The organism is Streptomyces chlorus, assembly GCF_042655885.1.
Lineage (GTDB): Bacteria > Actinomycetota > Actinomycetes > Streptomycetales > Streptomycetaceae > Streptomyces > Streptomyces chlorus.
Window position 1 is genome coordinate 186,728 of sequence record NZ_JBHSOA010000042.1, and the last position, 15,077, is coordinate 201,804.

The 15,077-nt window shown below is 69.9% G+C and carries 14 protein-coding genes and 3 pseudogenes; 5 read left to right on the top strand and 12 right to left on the bottom strand.

Going from position 1 to position 15,077, the window contains the following annotated elements:
* Positions 1 to 24 precede the first annotated feature (24 nt).
* Entirely contained in the window at positions 25 to 720 is a 696-nt protein-coding gene (locus tag ACFPZI_RS20045; protein WP_381364766.1) for a response regulator transcription factor, read from the top strand.
* Complete coding sequence (locus ACFPZI_RS20050) at positions 713 to 1,792, top strand: sensor histidine kinase (protein ID WP_381364768.1); 1,080 nt, start codon at positions 713 to 715, stop codon at positions 1,790 to 1,792. The genes ACFPZI_RS20045 and ACFPZI_RS20050 overlap by 8 nt, the downstream gene beginning before the upstream one ends.
* Positions 1,793 to 2,207: 415 nt before the next feature.
* Here ACFPZI_RS20050 and ACFPZI_RS20055 read toward each other — a convergent pair whose 3' ends face one another.
* The 11 genes and pseudogenes from ACFPZI_RS20055 to ACFPZI_RS20105 form a co-directional block, all read right to left on the bottom strand.
* Positions 2,208 to 5,513 (bottom strand): FUSC family protein, encoded by a 3,306-nt coding sequence (locus ACFPZI_RS20055; RefSeq protein ID WP_381364770.1) that lies wholly within the window; start codon positions 5,511 to 5,513, stop codon positions 2,208 to 2,210.
* A 125-nt stretch (positions 5,514 to 5,638) separates the two neighbouring features.
* A pseudogene (locus ACFPZI_RS20060) lies at positions 5,639 to 6,447 on the bottom strand (urease accessory protein UreD).
* A complete protein-coding gene (locus ACFPZI_RS20065) occupies positions 6,360 to 6,773 on the bottom strand; it encodes a GTP-binding protein (protein ID WP_381365002.1) in 414 nt (137 codons plus the stop codon). Before ACFPZI_RS20065 ends, ACFPZI_RS20060 begins: the two are co-directional and overlap by 88 nt.
* The gene (locus ACFPZI_RS20070; RefSeq protein WP_381364772.1) at positions 6,728 to 6,838 is read right to left on the bottom strand and encodes an urease subunit gamma; all 111 of its coding nucleotides are present in this window, start codon (positions 6,836 to 6,838) and stop codon (positions 6,728 to 6,730) included. Before ACFPZI_RS20070 ends, ACFPZI_RS20065 begins: the two co-directional genes overlap by 46 nt.
* A 546-nt stretch (positions 6,839 to 7,384) precedes the next feature.
* Positions 7,385 to 8,257 carry an urea transporter gene (locus ACFPZI_RS20075; protein ID WP_381364774.1) on the bottom strand — a complete coding sequence of 291 codons (873 nt, stop codon included), beginning with the start codon at positions 8,255 to 8,257 and terminating at the stop codon, positions 7,385 to 7,387.
* On the bottom strand, positions 8,254 to 9,030 hold the full coding sequence (locus ACFPZI_RS20080; RefSeq protein WP_381364776.1) for an urease accessory protein UreD: 777 nt from the start codon (positions 9,028 to 9,030) through the stop codon (positions 8,254 to 8,256). The genes ACFPZI_RS20075 and ACFPZI_RS20080 overlap by 4 nt, the downstream gene beginning before the upstream one ends.
* Complete coding sequence (ureG, locus tag ACFPZI_RS20085; RefSeq protein ID WP_381364778.1) at positions 9,027 to 9,731, bottom strand: urease accessory protein UreG; 705 nt, start codon at positions 9,729 to 9,731, stop codon at positions 9,027 to 9,029. Before ureG ends, ACFPZI_RS20080 begins: the two co-directional genes overlap by 4 nt.
* Positions 9,721 to 10,416 carry an urease accessory protein UreF gene (locus ACFPZI_RS20090; protein ID WP_381364780.1) on the bottom strand — a complete coding sequence of 232 codons (696 nt, stop codon included), beginning with the start codon at positions 10,414 to 10,416 and terminating at the stop codon, positions 9,721 to 9,723. Before ACFPZI_RS20090 ends, ureG begins: the two co-directional genes overlap by 11 nt.
* Before the next feature lie 2 nt (positions 10,417 to 10,418).
* Entirely contained in the window at positions 10,419 to 12,158 is a 1,740-nt protein-coding gene (locus ACFPZI_RS20095) for an urease subunit alpha (protein ID WP_381364781.1), read from the bottom strand.
* Positions 12,155 to 12,520: an urease subunit beta gene (locus ACFPZI_RS20100; protein ID WP_381364782.1), complete on the bottom strand. Its 366-nt coding sequence runs from the start codon at positions 12,518 to 12,520 to the stop codon at positions 12,155 to 12,157. Before ACFPZI_RS20100 ends, ACFPZI_RS20095 begins: the two co-directional genes overlap by 4 nt.
* A gap of 8 nt (positions 12,521 to 12,528) precedes the next feature.
* Entirely contained in the window at positions 12,529 to 12,831 is a 303-nt protein-coding gene (locus ACFPZI_RS20105; RefSeq protein ID WP_381364784.1) for an urease subunit gamma, read from the bottom strand.
* A 53-nt stretch (positions 12,832 to 12,884) separates the two neighbouring features.
* Here ACFPZI_RS20105 and ACFPZI_RS20110 point away from each other — a divergent pair.
* From ACFPZI_RS20110 to ACFPZI_RS20120, 3 genes and pseudogenes are all read left to right on the top strand, one after another.
* Positions 12,885 to 13,222 (top strand): annotated as a pseudogene (locus ACFPZI_RS20110) (hypothetical protein); the annotation flags it as partial.
* A 31-nt stretch (positions 13,223 to 13,253) separates the two neighbouring features.
* On the top strand, positions 13,254 to 13,742 hold the full coding sequence (locus ACFPZI_RS20115) for a TetR/AcrR family transcriptional regulator (RefSeq protein WP_381364786.1): 489 nt from the start codon (positions 13,254 to 13,256) through the stop codon (positions 13,740 to 13,742).
* Positions 13,743 to 13,808: 66 nt separating this feature from the next.
* A pseudogene (locus tag ACFPZI_RS20120) lies at positions 13,809 to 14,015 on the top strand (zinc-binding dehydrogenase); the annotation flags it as partial.
* Positions 14,016 to 14,242: 227 nt separating this feature from the next.
* Here ACFPZI_RS20120 and ACFPZI_RS20125 read toward each other — a convergent pair.
* Positions 14,243 to 15,064 (bottom strand): TetR/AcrR family transcriptional regulator, encoded by an 822-nt coding sequence (locus tag ACFPZI_RS20125; RefSeq protein WP_381364788.1) that lies wholly within the window; start codon positions 15,062 to 15,064, stop codon positions 14,243 to 14,245.
* Positions 15,065 to 15,077 lie beyond the last annotated feature (13 nt).

The window sequence follows — 15,077 nt, forward strand, 5'->3', positions numbered from 1 at the left end:
TGTTGTGCTGCTTAGGCTTCAGACATGCGCGTACTGATCGTGGAGGACGAGCACTACCTGGCCGAAGCCGTCCGTGACGGTCTGCGGCTGGAGGCGATCGCCGCCGACATCGCCGGCGACGGCGACTCCGCCCTGAAACTGCTGAGCGTCAACTCCTACGACCTCGCGGTCCTCGACCGCGACATCCCCGGCCCCTCCGGCGACGAGGTCGCCCGGCGCATCGTCGCCTCAGGCAGCGGCATCCCGATCCTCATGCTCACCGCTGCCGACCGGATCGACGACAAGGCCTCCGGGTTCGAGCTCGGTGCCGACGACTACCTCACCAAGCCGTTCGAGCTGCGGGAGCTCGTCATGCGGCTGCGGGCGCTCGACCGCAGGCGCGCGTACGTCCGGCCCCCGGTCCGCGAGATCGCGGGCCTGCGCCTCGACCCCTTCCGCCGGGAGGTCTTCCGCGACGGACGCTACGTCGCGCTCACCCGCAAACAGTTCGCCGTGCTCGAAGTCCTCGTCGTCGCCGAAGGCGGTGTCGTCAGCGCCGAAGAGCTGCTGGAGCGGGCCTGGGACGAGAACGCCGACCCCTTCACCAACGCCGTCCGCATCACCGTCTCCGCATTGCGCAAACGGCTCGGCGAACCATGGATCATCGCCACGGTGCCGGGTGTCGGCTACCGCATCGACACCGGCCCCGACACCACCCGCCCCGGCAGGACGCATGCATAGACGCCCAGGGCTCAGCGTCCGACTGAAACTCACCCTCAGCTACGCCGGGTTCCTCGCCGTCGCCGGCGCTCTCCTGCTGGCCGTGGTGTGGGTGTTCCTGCTGCGCTACGTACCCGACAGCCCCAAGGGCCTTCTCGGGATCGCGCCCAACCGCTACCTCCTTGTGCGCACCTTCGCCCCCGCCGCGGCCGTGGCGATGGCCTTCCTGCTCGTGTTCGGCCTCGTCGGGGGATGGGTCCTCGCCGGCCGGATGCTCGCACCGCTCACACAGATCACGGCCGCGGCACGGATGGTCGGCAACGGATCGCTGTCCCACCGGATCCGCGTGGAAGGCCGCCAGGACGAATTCCGTGAACTCGCCGACGCGTTCGACAGCATGCTCGAACAACTCGATTCGCACATCGCCGAGCAGCAGAGGTTCGCCGCGAACGCCTCCCACGAACTGCGCACCCCGCTGGCCATCTCGCAGACGCTGCTCGACGTCGCCCGCAGGGACCCCACGCGGGACCAAGGCGAACTCTTCGAACGCCTGCAGACTGTCAATACGCGCGCGATCGACCTCACCGAGGCCCTCCTGCTGCTCAGCCGCAGCGACCGCGGGAACGTCACCCGCGAGAGCGTCGACCTCTCCCTAGTCGCCGAAGAGGCCGCCGAAACCCTGCTCCGCCTCGCCGAACAGCGCGGGATCACGCTCGACGTCACCGGCGGAGCGACACGGACCAGCGGCTCCGCGGAGCTCCTGCTGCGGATGGTGACGAACCTCGTCCAGAACTCCATCGTCCACAACCTCCCCGCCGGCGGCACCGTGACGGTCCACACCGAAGCGCAGCACGACACGAGCGTGCTGCGGGTCGAGAACACGGGCCATCCAGTGCCACCGGAACTGGTACCGACCCTCACCGAACCCTTCCAGCGCGGAACGGAACGCGTACGCACCGACGAGCACGCCGGCGTCGGCCTCGGCCTTGCCATCGTGCACAGCATCGTCCGCGCCCACGACGGGACCCTCGACCTCGTCCCCCGCCCCGCCGGCGGCCTCCTCGTCACGGTCCGGCTTCCCGGCGCGCCGTAGGCATCGTCCCCGAACGGGGCCCACTAGTACCGACGCCGTGGAGCTAGGGCTCGCAGATCATTGACTCGCCGTCTTGATCTCTGTCGGAAGGATGACTCTGAAGTTCCCCCGGGAAGGAGCAGGTGCCGGTCGAAGTCGGCGTGGTCCGGCCGGAGCAGTGGGCGCGGCGGACAACGACCAGCTCCCGGGTGAGCTTGGCCAGGTGGAGGTGGACACCGCCGCGGAGACAAGGACGGGGGGCCGCTTGGAAGCGGAGGGCAGGATGCCCGCCCCCCATGGAGGCGGGCATCCTGACGCTACGTCAGGCCCGGCGTCGAACGAGCGTCAGGACGGTTGCCGCCCGCGTCCTCCGAGCCGGGGGAACGCATCCGTCGTCCCGCACGCCGTCCCACGCAGCACGACCAGCCGGGTCTCTTCACTCCCGGTGGGAGTCGGGGTCTGGTTCGTCGGGGGTGATGTCGGCAGTGAGGGTGGTGATGATCTGGTTGATGCGTACGACGTCGCGCACGGTGGGGTGTCCGGAAGCGGGATCGTCGGTCGGGGGCAGGATGGCTGCGGGGTCGTGGGTGTCGCCGGAGGGGTGGCCGGTGATGGCTTGGGTGAGGGCGTGCAGGTTGTCGTCGGTGAGCTCGGCCAGTTCATCCAGGGGCGCGGCGGGGGGTGGCGGGGTACGGGGGTCGGAGAGGTGTCGGGTGTAGTAGGCGAGTGCGGACAGGGCGGTAAGTTGGCGTTCGATGCCGTCGCGGCGTAGGGCACCGGCGGCGCGGCGGAATGGTGTGGCGGTTCGATAGAGGCGGCGCAGGTTCTGGTTCATGGTGTTTGTCTGGTGGTGGAGGGCGTGCCGGTCGGGTGTGCCGGTGAGCGCGGTCCGGGTGATGTCGCCGATGGTGTGCAGCAGGGCCAGCAGGTCGGTGGTGAATTTTTCCCGGGTTCGGGTGGGCAGCAGGAATGTCGCGGTGGCCAGCGCGATGACGGCGCCCAGGATGGTTTCGGCGACTCGCAGTTCGATCGCCAGGGTGTTGAGTTTGCCGAGGAATTCGTAGAGCAGCGCGATGAGCATGGTCATCCAGAAGACCATCTGGGCGTAGGAGATGGGCGCGGTGTACATGGCGGCGAACACGCACACTGCGACCAGGGGCAGCACCACGGCCGGGGCAGCGCCGGTGAGCAGGGCGATGGCGAACCCGATGATCGCGCCGAGCAGGGTGCCGGCGATGCGTTGCAGGCCCTTGACGATGGCGTGGCCGGAGGTATCGGTGCCGCCGAAGACGACGAACGCGGCGATGGCCGCCCAGTATTGGCGGGTGGGGGAGAGGGCCGCGCCGGCCAGCAGGGCCAGGCCGGTGGCCACGGCCGCCTGGATGGCCTGTCGCGTGGTGAAACTCAGCCGGGGGTGACCGGTGGGGGTGACAGGCGGCGGCTCGGGGTCGGTGGGGACGGAGTCGGTGGTCACCTCCCCGCAGGTCGCGTTGCGGTCGGCCAACACGGCGGTCTGCAAGTCACTGGCGCGGGCGACGGCCGCGAGCAGTTCCTCGATGGCGTCGTGCAGGCGACGGGTATCGCCCGTCGGCAGGCCCGGTCGGGCCGGCACTGGTGTGGTGACGTCGGGGACGCCGGCTCCCGACGTGGGCCGGGTCACGCGGTGGCGGTGAGCGGTCTTGCGTAGGTTTTGTTGCGCTTCGGTGAGCATGCCCGCCAAGCGGGCCCGGACCACGATGGGTACCGCGGTTCCGGTCTGGGCGATACGGCCGGCTGTCCGGGCGAGGTGTCCGGCGGCGAGTTCGACGTCGAACAGCCGCAGCCGCAGGTCGCCGGGCTGCTGCGCGGTGTCGACGGTCGTGGGGGCGAGGGCGCGTAGCTGGCCCTCCAGGAATCTCCCGCACCGGTGCAGCTGGCGGAGGTCGACGCGCACTCGGCGGGTGATGTCGGGGTCCCAGCGGGCGGCCGACACCGCGTCGATGAGCGGGTCGAACACGTCGAGCAGCCGACCCGAGAAGGCGACCAGCCCGCGGCGCAGCACCTGTGCGGGACGCTCGGGGATCAGCACGAATCGGGCGAGGTAGGCCCAGATCGTGCCGACCGCGGCGGACACGGTCAGCCACGGCATCAGCGACAGGGGCAGCCGCAGCAACAACGCGAAGTAGCTTGCCATGAACCCCAGCTGCCCGAGCGCGGCGAAGCGGACACCGAACCGACGAACCCACACCCCGCAGAACACGACGCCGACCAGCGCGCCGGCCGCCGCCGCGGGCACCGGATCCGTGGCCGCGCCGATCGCGACGCCGGCCACCGCGGGCAGGACCATCAGGGTGGTGGTCAGCCGGCGCCCGCCGATGGTGGCGTCCCGCGCCTTGGTCGCGGCTTGCATCGCGACCATCCCGCCGAACATCGCCACCGGGAGCGCGGTGGCGCCGAGGCCGAGGCCGTTCAGCAGGCCGTACATGGTGGCGATGGCGGCGACCACGGCGAGCAGGGCGCGGGCGGCGCCGGCCAGCCGGGTCAGCCCGGGGTCGGGCACCGCCACCCACAGATACGTGGCGGTGCGCAGCCGGTGCCCGATCGGCTGGGTTGGGCCGGTACGACCGGTCGGCGGCGGTGGTTCGTCGCGCCGGGCCGGCAGCAGGGGCTGGTAGTCCAAGTCGCGGCCGACCGCGGCGGCCAGTTGCTGCGCCCGGAAAGCGAACGGCAGCCACTGCTGGTAGCGCTGGTAGGCGCGGTGCGCGTCCTCGGCACCGTCGAGGGCGGCAAGTTTGGCCATCTCCCGGTCCATCCGCAGGAAGCGGTTCACCCAGCGGTCCGCCGCCCTGCCGTCGGGGTAGGCGGCCGCGAACGCGTCGAATGCCACGGCCTCGGGCACGTCGGTGCTCTGCCAGCGCAGCTGCTGGTGCAGGTAGTCGGCGAACCGGGTGAAGTGCAGGGTCAGCGGGGTGAGCAGTGGTTGCTGCGCGGCCGGATGGTCGGCGGGCAGGCCCCAGCGCAGTGTGGCGATGATCCCGCCGAGTCTGTTCAGCGCGTAGGGCAGCGAGAAGTGGTCCCGTCCGCTCTGGAAGTAGTAGGTGATGTGATGCAGACGCAGTCCGTCGGTGTAGGAGGAGAAGCTGTCGTGCAGACTCTCCAGGTAGCCGTCGAGCCCGGTGGCCCGACCTTGCGGGAAGTACGGGGCCAGGCTGGCGACCGGGTCTTCGGTGCCGGCCGCGTAGAACAACTTCGACGACAGTGCTGACAGGTCCCGCACCACCTGATAGACACCCAGCAGGAAGGTCAGCGCCAGGGTGACCAGGACCAGCCCGCTCATTGTCTCCAGGATGGTCAGCGTGCGCAGCACGTCGGTCTCCGGCGTGATCTGGGAGGTGCCCACGGTGGCCAGCTGCGCGGCGGAGAGGTGGAGAGCGCTGAACATGCCCGGTCCCAGCCCCCGCCCGTCGTAACTGAAGCCGTTGCCCGGGGTCAGGCCGTAGTAAATGAACCCGAACCCGAGCACGATGCACAACAGCCAGGCCAGCAGGCTCGTCGCGATCTGCAACCCGGTGGCCTGCCGCAGCGCGGCGGGCCGCCACCGGCGCGGCATCCGGCGGGTGGCCCGGCGCATTACCCGCCACTGCAGGGCACACAGCCGGGTCGCCAGAAACCCGGCCTCGTCGTAGTTCAACGACGTCAGGAACAAGTCGACCAGCCCCGCCCCGAGCACCACGATGCCCAGCGCGATCCAGAACGCGGCCATTTCGCGACACCCCTCGGGTCAGTCTCGGCAGGCCGGCGCCCAGTGAGGGGCCCAGTGTTCGCTGACAGTACGGGCACGTAGCACCTGGCCTGGACAGAGCATGTGCGTGCTCCCCTCTAGTGCGATCATCGTTTTCCGGTGGTGCGGGGAGTCAGGCTGTCCCAGCGGCGCGACACCGTGCGCAGGTTGGCCTCCGGCGGGGCGAGGTGCGTTCGGTCGGCGAACAACAGCCTGCCGTCCGGCGGGCTGGCCTCCAGGTCGGTGTGCAACAAGGTGTAGGTGTGTTCTCCGCCTCGCGCGACCCGGCCGGGAAGCACGGCCTCGCCGGGAATGACCGTGGCCGAAGGGTCGGCGGTGACGCGGATGCGCTGGTAGAAGCGAGACCCCGGAACGGTATGAGCGGGTCGGGCGGGTACTCACAGAACGCGTCCGCATCGGCGGTGAGATCGACAGTCCGGGCGGCGTGGTTGTGGTCCATTCGATACAACTTCGTGGCGGCCTGTGAGGTGAGGTGCGTCGATGTGCCCGGCCCGCAGCGGGCGGCCGACCGATACCGGCCGCCCTGCAGCAGGCCGCCACCCGGTTGGGTGGTGTGGGGAAACGCCATGCCCGGGCGGTGCGGGTCCAGGTGGAGCGGATGCAGCAGGCACAGCGGACCACTGCTGTACCGGCGGCGGATCCCGGTGACACCCTCGATGTCGGCCGGCTCGACGTCGAGCACCCCGGCCTTGCCCGTGCTGCCGACCGGCAGGTTGTCCACCGGACCCTCGAACACGGAAAACGCCGGTGGTGGCTGGATCCGCCCGACCCAGTCTGGCGCTTCGTCCTGGTGCCGTGCGGTGATGCTCACGCCGGCCGTCCACGGAACATGCTGGTGAGATGGCCGGCGACCGCCCGCACCCCGCGCCCGCTCAGACAGTCGGTGAGTACGCATGGCCGGTTACCGCGGAATCGGGCGGCGTCGCGTCGCATCACCGCGATGTCGGCACGCGCATACGGCGCGATGTCCACCTTGTTGATCATCAGCAGGTCGGAGTCGGTGATACCCGGCCCACGTTTGCGGGGGATCTTGTCGCCCTCGCCGACTGCGCACCAACAGTCGCGTGGTGCGGCGTCCGGCGTTGATCTGCACGGGGCTGTCGGCGAGGAACGTCTGGGCCCACGATCATGGTCGTCACTGTCTTTCGTTGACCGGATGCGTGTTGGCGGGACCGCTACTGCGACGTGTCCTTCGGGGTGCGGGAGATCGGGTTGCCGCAGGTCACCAGCTGGGTGCCGTCGTCGAAGGTGCCCTCGACCTGGACCTGTGTGACGATCTCAGCCATGGCCGCCCTCCTTCCCTGCTCATTGTTGTTCCGGGCCGTTCCCGGCGCGACTCGAAGCCCTCGGTGGCAAGCCGGGCCTGTCCAGCCTCCATCGGCTCTGTACCGTAATCGGTGGTCACGCTGCGTGGCGGATCACGGCGGCGTGGTGGGTCGGGCCGTGGGTGTCGACTCCGCCGGTGATCTGTGGGGGCGTTGTCAGGTTGAGCGAGTGCTCGAGGGTGTGAGCCGGTCGGCGCGTTTCGGCTTCGGTGGTGACAGCGGCTCAGACTACGGCGGGCAGGCCGGTGACGCCGGTGATCCGGTCCCAGAGGGCTAAGCGGACGGTCATCCCGGCTCGGTGGTCGTGTGCGGTCATCAGGTGACGTCGGGGTCAAGGCCCGGGCTCGGTGCGGGGCCCGCCGTGTTCGGGAATGACGGTGACCTAGGCCTCGATGACGCGGATCCGGATGCCCTGAGTCTGACGGGCCCGCAGTGCCAGCCTGCGTCCGCGCCCGCGGGCACCACGCCACCAGCGACTCCAGCATCGCCGAGTCGGCTTGCGCTCGGTTACTTCTCGTGCTCCGAGCGAGCACGCCAGAGGTCGGCACACCACATCGCCAGGACGAAGGGAAACGTGGCCGGAGTGAGTCCGACCGCTTCGATCCCGGCCTGCAGCAGCAGCACCGCGGGAACGGCGAGGACGCATGCTCGCCATCCTCTGCCGGTGCTGAGCATGCCCACCGTGACGAGCACGGCGTTGAAGCCGTAGACGCCGGTGGTGATCTCGTTGGCCGGGAACAGCGGGACTCCCTGCACGATTCCGTACGTGGTCAGTGCGGCTGCGAAGGCTCCCACTGCCAGGGTCCACCGTGAAACCGCGAGTCCGGCAAGGATGAACAGGCCCGGCAGCAGACCCGTCACGAGGAAGACCTCGGCCCCACTGGCGAAGATGCCCAGTCCGAGCGTCGGGTGGGACGGTGGTACCGAAGGCCAGTGCCTGGACTCATGCAGGTACTCCAGTAGCCAGTAGGTGAACACGAAGGGCGCGGTGTAGGCCGGTACGCGCAGAAAGTACTGGGCGATGTGCGTGAGCAGCGTGGCCACCACCGCGCCCCCGACAGCGACGAGCAAGGTGAGCCACAGTGGACGGAACGAGCCGGCGGCTCCCAGGGCGACCAGGACGGCATTGAAGCCGTAGAGGCCCTGTCCGATCCGCTCGGCCGGTACCCGCAACAGCACGGCGGTAACGATCCCCACCGCGCTTCCGAGCAGTGCGCTCCCCCCGGCGACCGGGCCGGAGACGAACAGCCCCACCAGAAACAGCACGCCGGTGAGCGTGTTGTTCTGCAGGTACACCTGCGCGACTCCGCGGGGGAGCCCCCGCAGTGCTTCGGGGCCGAGGGCGTTGCGAGGTTCCGGTGGGGGTGTCTTCGTGCTCACCAGTGCTCCTCCGTGAGCTCCTTCCCGTCCGGGTGCGTCCGGAGGGCTTCGGCCAGCCGGTATCGCGCGGTCACCGCGTCGGGAGCCAGGGCGCTGGCCGTCGCCCCGCCGGCGGCCAGCGGGGTCAACGACCACCACTCGCCGCTCGTCGGCTCCACCGGGTCGTTCTTCCAGACCACGGTTTCGGTGGCCACGACCCGCGACCCGGCGAGATAGCCGGCACTGGCCTCCAGGCGGGGGTTTCCGAGTTCGAGCGTCTGCCGCACCAGCGGTACTTCACCGCGCGTGATGTGCGTGCTGGTCCGCAGCACACCTGGACGCTCATTGCTGCGTCCGAGTACCAGCATCTCGCGGCAGCGCATGAGCGCGTCCTGCGCCAGCTCCGCCCGGAACTCGGCCTCGTGCTCGGCGCGAGCGGTCACCACGGTGTGTTCCGGCAGGTATTCGAGGGTGCCGCCCTCAGCGACCTCGACATGCACGGCGCTGCGGCTGCTGCCCCGGCGGTGTCCGGGAAGCACCAGTGTGGCGGCGACACCGCGCAGCAGCAGGCGCGCGCCCGCTCCGACCCGCACCCGCAGGTCCAGCTCGTCTCCGCCGAGTGGGGACGTCACCGAGTTGACCAGGTGCACCACCGCCCGATCCGCCGGTCCCGGCGCGGGTCGGACGGCCCCGCGCCGGGGCATCAGGGTCAGCGGCGAGGCCGAGGTCAGCTCCCGGACGACGCTGCGGCCCCGCGAGTCGAGCTCCACGGCCAGCTGCGCGCGGGCCTTCATCGTGCCAACTGCTCTCGGACCCAGGCCGTCACCTCGGGCGCTTCGGGGGTGTCGGTCAGCGATTGGGTGATCACCGGAAGCCCGCCGCGCATCCGGTGCGCGTCGGCGGTCATGACCGTCATGTCCGCACCGACCCGCTCAGCCAGGTCGATCTTGTTGATGACCAACAGGTCGGCCGTGGTCACGCCGGGACCGCCCTTGCGCGGCACTTTGTCACCTCCGGCGACGTCCACGACGAAGATCTGGGCGTCGGCCAGCCCACGGCTGAACACGGCCGTCAGGTTGTCGCCGCCACTCTCGATCAGGATCAGGCGCAAACCGGAGTGGCGCTGCTCCAGGCGTTCGACGGCGTCGAGGTTGGCCGTGATGTCGTCGCGGATCGCGGTGTGCGGGCAGGCCCCGGTCTGCACGGCCTCGATCCGGTCCGGGTCAAGGACACCGGCACGCCGCAGGAAGTCCGCGTCCTCGGTCGTGTAGATGTCGTTGGTCACCACAGCGAGGTCGACATCGGCACCGAGGGAGCGGCACAGGGCGGCGACCAGTGCGGTTTTCCCGCTTCCGACCGGACCGCCCAGCCCGATGCGGAGTGGGCGTCCTGCGGTGGGCGCAGAGCCGAAAGGGTCTGGTTCCGGCGCGGTCGGATCGAAGTTCACCGGATGCCGGTGGTCGTGGTCGTGCTGGTGGTTGTGGTCAGCTGGCAAAGAGTCGCACCTCGTCTCGATGGTGTCGTTGGTGGGCCTGCGCCAGCAGATCGAGTGCGGGAGCGCCCATCGCGGGGAGAGCGGCCGGGTCGTGCCCGGCCACGGAAGCGGCGTACTCGGTGATGCGTTCGAGATCCGGCCCGAGTGCGGCCACGGAGGCGTTCGCGGCGAAGGGATCGAGGCCCAGCAGCCGCACAGCGGCCGAGGCGGGGCCGCTGATCGACAGGTACGCCGCCACAGCGGCGGCCTCCCGCGGTGTGCCCGCACGCGCGCCCCCCATCAGAGCGCCGATGACAGCCGGGTGATGTGGTCTCGTGGACACCGCCAGCAACGCGTCAAGCGCTGCCGAGGGCCAGGCGACACGACCGGCGCGCGCGGTCCCGCGCCCCTGCGCGCGGGACGCCTCGCGCTGCGCGGGGGACGGCGTGCGCGCGTCGATCTCGGAGTCCAGCCTCTGCCAGTGCCGGCCGTCGGCTCCCGCGTCGGCTGCGTGAGCGGCGGCGGCGGCGAACACCGCGGCCACGCGACCTGCGCCCTGTAGCCGTCCGAACAGGAACTCCCGCAGGTCTTCGGGGCCGGTGACCAGACCTCGGCGGACGGCTTCCTCCACCCCGCCCGAGTGCACGTGGCCACCGCCTGGAAAGCGAGCGTCGGCAAGGGCCAGCATGGCCAGCGAGCACGACATGGTCAGAACAGGAAGTAGCGTTGCGCCATCGGCAGCTCCGAGACCGGATCCGGTTCGACGAGTTCCCCGTCGATGCGCACCGCGAAACTGTCCGGGTCCACCCGGATCTCCGGGGTGGCGTCGTTGAGCGGCAGGTCGGCCTTGGTGGTTGAGCGGGTGCTGGTGACACCGATGAGCCTACGGAACAGACGCAGCCGTTCGGGAAGCTCGGCGTCCAGCGCTATGGGGGCGACGAAGTGCACGCTGCTCGCCGCAGCCGCCTTCAGGTTCGACCCGTGCACAGGACGCGAGAGCACCGGCTGCGGTGTGGGGATCGAGGCGTTGGCATCGCCCAGCGCGGCCCGCGCGGCGAACCCGCCCTTGAGGACCATGTGGGGCTTGACACCGAAGAACTTCGGTTCCCACAGCACCAGGTCGGCGATTTTGCCGACTTCGACCGAACCGACCGCGTCCTGGATGCCGTGCGTGATCGCCGGGTTGATCGTGTATTTGGCGATGTACCGGCGGGCGCGCATGTTGTCCGCGCGGTTGTCGCCCGGAAGCGAACCCCGACGCCGTTTCATGGCGTGCGCGGTCTGCCAGGTGCGCATGACGACCTCGCCGATGCGCCCCATGGCCTGCGCGTCGGAACTGACCATGGAGATCGCGCCCACGTCGTGCAGCACGTCCTCGGCAGCGATCGTGGTCGGTCGGATACGGCTTTCGGCGAAGGCCAGGTCTTCCGGAATCGACGGCTTCAGGTGATGGCACACCATGAGCATGTCGAGGTGCTCGTCGATCGTGTTCACGGTGTGCGGGAGGGTCGGGTTCGTCGACGACGGAAGGATGTACGGCTCGGAGGCGACCCGGATGATGTCCGGTGCGTGCCCTCCGCCGGCGCCCTCGGCGTGGAACGCGTTGATCGACCGGCCGTTGATGGCCTCCAGGGTGGACTCGAGGAAGCCGGACTCGTTGAGGGTGTCGGTGTGGATCGCGACCTGCACACCGGTTTCCTCGGCGATGCGCAAGGCGTTGTCGATCACCGCCGGGGTGCATCCCCAGTCCTCGTGCAGCTTCAGGCCCCCGGCGCCCCCGCGCAGCTGCTCGGTCAGTGCCTCGCGGCGCATGGTGTTGCCCTTGCCGAGCAGCAGGATGTTCATCGGGACGCCGTCGAGGGCCTGCAGCATACGCCCGATGTTCCAGTCGCCCGGGGACACCGTGGTCGCCCTGGACCCGTCTGCCGGCCCGGTACCGCCACCGATCAATGTCGTCGTTCCCGAAGCCAGCGCGACGTCGATCGATCGGGGATCGATGAAGTGAACGTGGCAGTCGATCGCCCCGGCGGTGAGGATCCGGCCGTTTCCCGCGATGATCTCCGTCGACGGACCGATCACCAGCGCCGGATCGACACCATCGGCGGCGTTCGGGTTACCTGCCTTGCCGATGCCGGCAATGCGTCCGTCGCGGATGCCGACATCGGCCTTGACCACCCCCCAGTGGTCCAGGATCACAGCACCGGTGATGACCACGTCCGGCGTGCCCTCGGCACGGATCGCCATCGACTGCCCCATCGACTCGCGGACCACCTTGCCGCCGCCGAACACGGACTCGTCGCCGGAACCGCCCGGCCCCAGGCTGCGATCCTCGGTGACCTCGATGAACAGGTCGGTGTCGGCCAGGCGCACTCGGTCGCCCGTAGTAGGGCCGAACAACTCGACGTAGCGTGCGCGCTCCATCTGCGGCGTGTTCTCTTCCGAGGTCATTGGTGCCCTTCACCCTTGCGTCCATAGGCGAATTCGGTCGGTTGGTGGTCCCGGCTGTCCAGGTCACCGGCCCATTCCAGGCGCAGCCCCCGGATCCTGCGGAGCCCGGCGATGGGGACCAGCGTCACCTCCCGCTCGACGCCGGGCTCGAAGCGCACGGCGGTACCGGCCGGAATGTCCAGTCGGTGCCCCCACGCGGCCTGGCGGTCGAACTCCAGCTCAGGATTGACGGCGGCGAAGTGGTAGTGCGAACCGACCTGCACCGGTCGGTCCGCGGGGTTCACCACGCGGATCCGCGTGCGGACACGTCCGGGGTTCAACGGCACGGCTTCGTCCGCGGGAATGATCTCTCCTGGCAGCACGGGCCCTCCTAGGGGATCGGCGAGTGGACGGTGACCAGCTTGGTTCCATCCGGGAAGGTCGCCTCGACCTGGACGTCGTCGATCATCTCCGGGACGCCTTCCATGACCTGCTCACGTTCGAGAACGTGGCGACCACTGGACATCAGCTCGGACACGCTGCGCCCCTCACGAGCTCCCTCGACGACGTGCTCGGTGATCAGCGCGATCGCTTCCGGGTAATTCAGCCGAACCCCCCGCTCCAGCCGACTGCGGGCGAGTTGGGCGGCAACGCAAACCAGAAGCTTTTCCTGCTCCTGCGGCGACAGATGCATGGTTCCTTTGTAGTACCGCGGGAGATAACCGCAACCTGAGCTTGGCTCCCGCACTGCGCCGCCCCAGCCAGGACCTCGATGTCGCCACCGAGAACCCGGCCCCCAGGGCCGACATCGCCGCCACTCTCCACGCCGGTCTGGAAGCCCGCGGCTGGACGGTGCACGCGCTGGAGACCGCCCCGCTGTCCGCCCGCTTCACCGTGACCGCCCCGGCCACCGGACAGGACTGCGAAGTCGACGTCCTCAAGGAGAACTTCTGGCGGCCGGTCGCCCAGACCCCGTATGGGCCCGTCCTCGCAGAAGAGGACGTGATCGGGATTAAGGTCCGCGCCCTCGCCGACCGCGGAGCGCCCGCGAGCTGATCGACGTGTTCGCCGCCTTCCGCCGCTGGCTTCGCCCAGCATGGTCACAGCGGCGCCTCCATGCGGGCCATCGCCGCACGGGCCGGGGTGGACACAGGGCTGATCAGGCACTTCTTCGGCGACAAGAACGGTCTGATCGCGGCCACGCTCGCCGCCGGGACCACCGCCCCCGACCAACTCGCCACCGCCTTGCGCGGCACCCCGGACGGTGTCGGCGAACGCCTGGCGCGCGCCTACTTCGAGCTGTGGGAATCACCGGAAGCCGGGCCGACCACCGTCGTGGTTTTCCGCTCCGCCATCACCTCGCCCAAGGCCATGGGCATGTTGCGCGAGTCCTTCGGTACGCAATTGCAGGAGAGAGTGCTCGGCACGAATGCGGACACGGACCGTGCGAAGGGTGTCGCGCTGGCCGTGTCGCATCTGCTGGGGGTCGCTGTCGCCCGCTACGTGATCGAGGTCGAACCGCTGGCCGGCATGGACCGGGACGAACTCGTCCACCGCGTGACGCCCGCCGTCCAGCAGTACCTGACCGGACAGACGCACGACTGAAGCAGGACCGGTCCCGCACGCGGTGCGCCCGGCCGGAAAGGGCCCGCGTCGCCCGGCGCAGCGCCGCCTTCCGCCGAATCCGGCCGCGGCGTCCAGGTCGTCCGCATGGCCGTCCGCAGAGACGCCGCCCAGCTCAGTACCCTGCTCGACCGCGTGGCCGCCGGGGAGATCCGCATCAACGTCGCCGACCGTCACCCCCTGGCCGACCTCCCGGCCATCCACGCACAGGCAGACCAGGGCACGCTGCACGGCAAAACCGTCATCACCCTCTGACAGCAACCAAGCGGCCGGGCACCCCTACGACGAGACGTCCCGCCCGCCGAGCCGGGGAGGGGAACCGGCGAGCGGGCCCACCACCGGCGCCTCACTCTCCCGGGCGGCACGCCCGCCTCCGCGCCGCCCAAGGGCACCGAGGAGGCGGCTGCCGCGCTCAAATGCGGCACGTATCCAACGGTCCGGGCATCGGCGGCAGGTCCGCCGCGCCGGACGGTGGGTGGTGATCAGGACTCGGGAGACGTAGCTACGGCGCGGATGAAGTTCCGCATGAAGACCTCGACGGTCTCCTCGGTCGTGGGCAGCTCATCCTTGTACAGGCGTTCGGTGGCGGGACGTACCAGGAAGTGGAAGAAGACCGGACCGGTCATCTGCTGCATCAGGGGCAGCAGGGGGAGGTCACGAATCCGTCCGGCGGCCATCTCGTCCGTGAGCCACCGGCCGACGCCGTCGAGCATGCGGGGCAGCAGGCGCTGGTACATCGCCTGGACCGCCGGGTCCTCGGGGCGGGAGAGAGCGTCGGCGATGATGGCCGGCAGAACGCGCGGCTCGCGATCCAGCGCGTCGACCAGTGCGCGGTAGATCGCACGGACCGTGTCCGGCAGGTCGCCGCGCGGACCGGCGAGAACGGTCTCGACGTCGAGGATCGGGCTGTAGCGCTCGTAGACGGCGTAGAGCAGTTCGTCCCGGCCGCCGAAGGCGGCGTACAGGCTGTGCACGGAGCAGTGAGCCGCGACAGCCACCCTTTCCAGGGTGGCTGAGGCCAGCCCGTTCCCGCTGATCAGATGCCCTGCGGCTTCCACTGCGCGCTCCCGGACCGGTTTCTGGCCTCCCGGGTCGACCCCCCTCGCACGCACGGCCTCGTCGAGAGTTCGACGCGTACCCCCCAGCCGCCGCATCAAGGTGCTGCGGGACACTCCCGCCTCCTCCGCGACGGTGATCAGCGGGACGTCGGCGACGGGCACTCCCCGGTCGCGCGAGGCCCGCAGAGCCGCCTGCACCACTTCTTCCGGCACCGCCCCGGCGCGGGGCTCATCATCGTTTGACACATGGATCAGGATA

What these genes read in the sequence shown, in the direction of transcription:
- ACFPZI_RS20045 (WP_381364766.1), top strand. Translation starts at nt 25, where the DNA reads ATGCGCGTACTGATCGTGGAGGACGAGCACTACCTGGCCGAAGCCGTC.
- ACFPZI_RS20050 (WP_381364768.1), top strand. Translation starts at nt 713, where the DNA reads ATGCATAGACGCCCAGGGCTCAGCGTCCGACTGAAACTCACCCTCAGC.
- ACFPZI_RS20055 (WP_381364770.1), bottom strand. Translation starts at nt 5,513, where the DNA reads ATGGCCGCGTTCTGGATCGCGCTGGGCATCGTGGTGCTCGGGGCGGGG.
- ACFPZI_RS20070 (WP_381364772.1), bottom strand. Translation starts at nt 6,838, where the DNA reads ATGGCTGAGATCGTCACACAGGTCCAGGTCGAGGGCACCTTCGACGAC.
- ACFPZI_RS20080 (WP_381364776.1), bottom strand. Translation starts at nt 9,030, where the DNA reads ATGAAGGCCCGCGCGCAGCTGGCCGTGGAGCTCGACTCGCGGGGCCGC.
- ACFPZI_RS20090 (WP_381364780.1), bottom strand. Translation starts at nt 10,416, where the DNA reads ATGTCGTGCTCGCTGGCCATGCTGGCCCTTGCCGACGCTCGCTTTCCA.
- ACFPZI_RS20095 (WP_381364781.1), bottom strand. Translation starts at nt 12,158, where the DNA reads ATGACCTCGGAAGAGAACACGCCGCAGATGGAGCGCGCACGCTACGTC.
- ACFPZI_RS20105 (WP_381364784.1), bottom strand. Translation starts at nt 12,831, where the DNA reads ATGCATCTGTCGCCGCAGGAGCAGGAAAAGCTTCTGGTTTGCGTTGCC.
- ACFPZI_RS20115 (WP_381364786.1), top strand. Translation starts at nt 13,254, where the DNA reads ATGCGGGCCATCGCCGCACGGGCCGGGGTGGACACAGGGCTGATCAGG.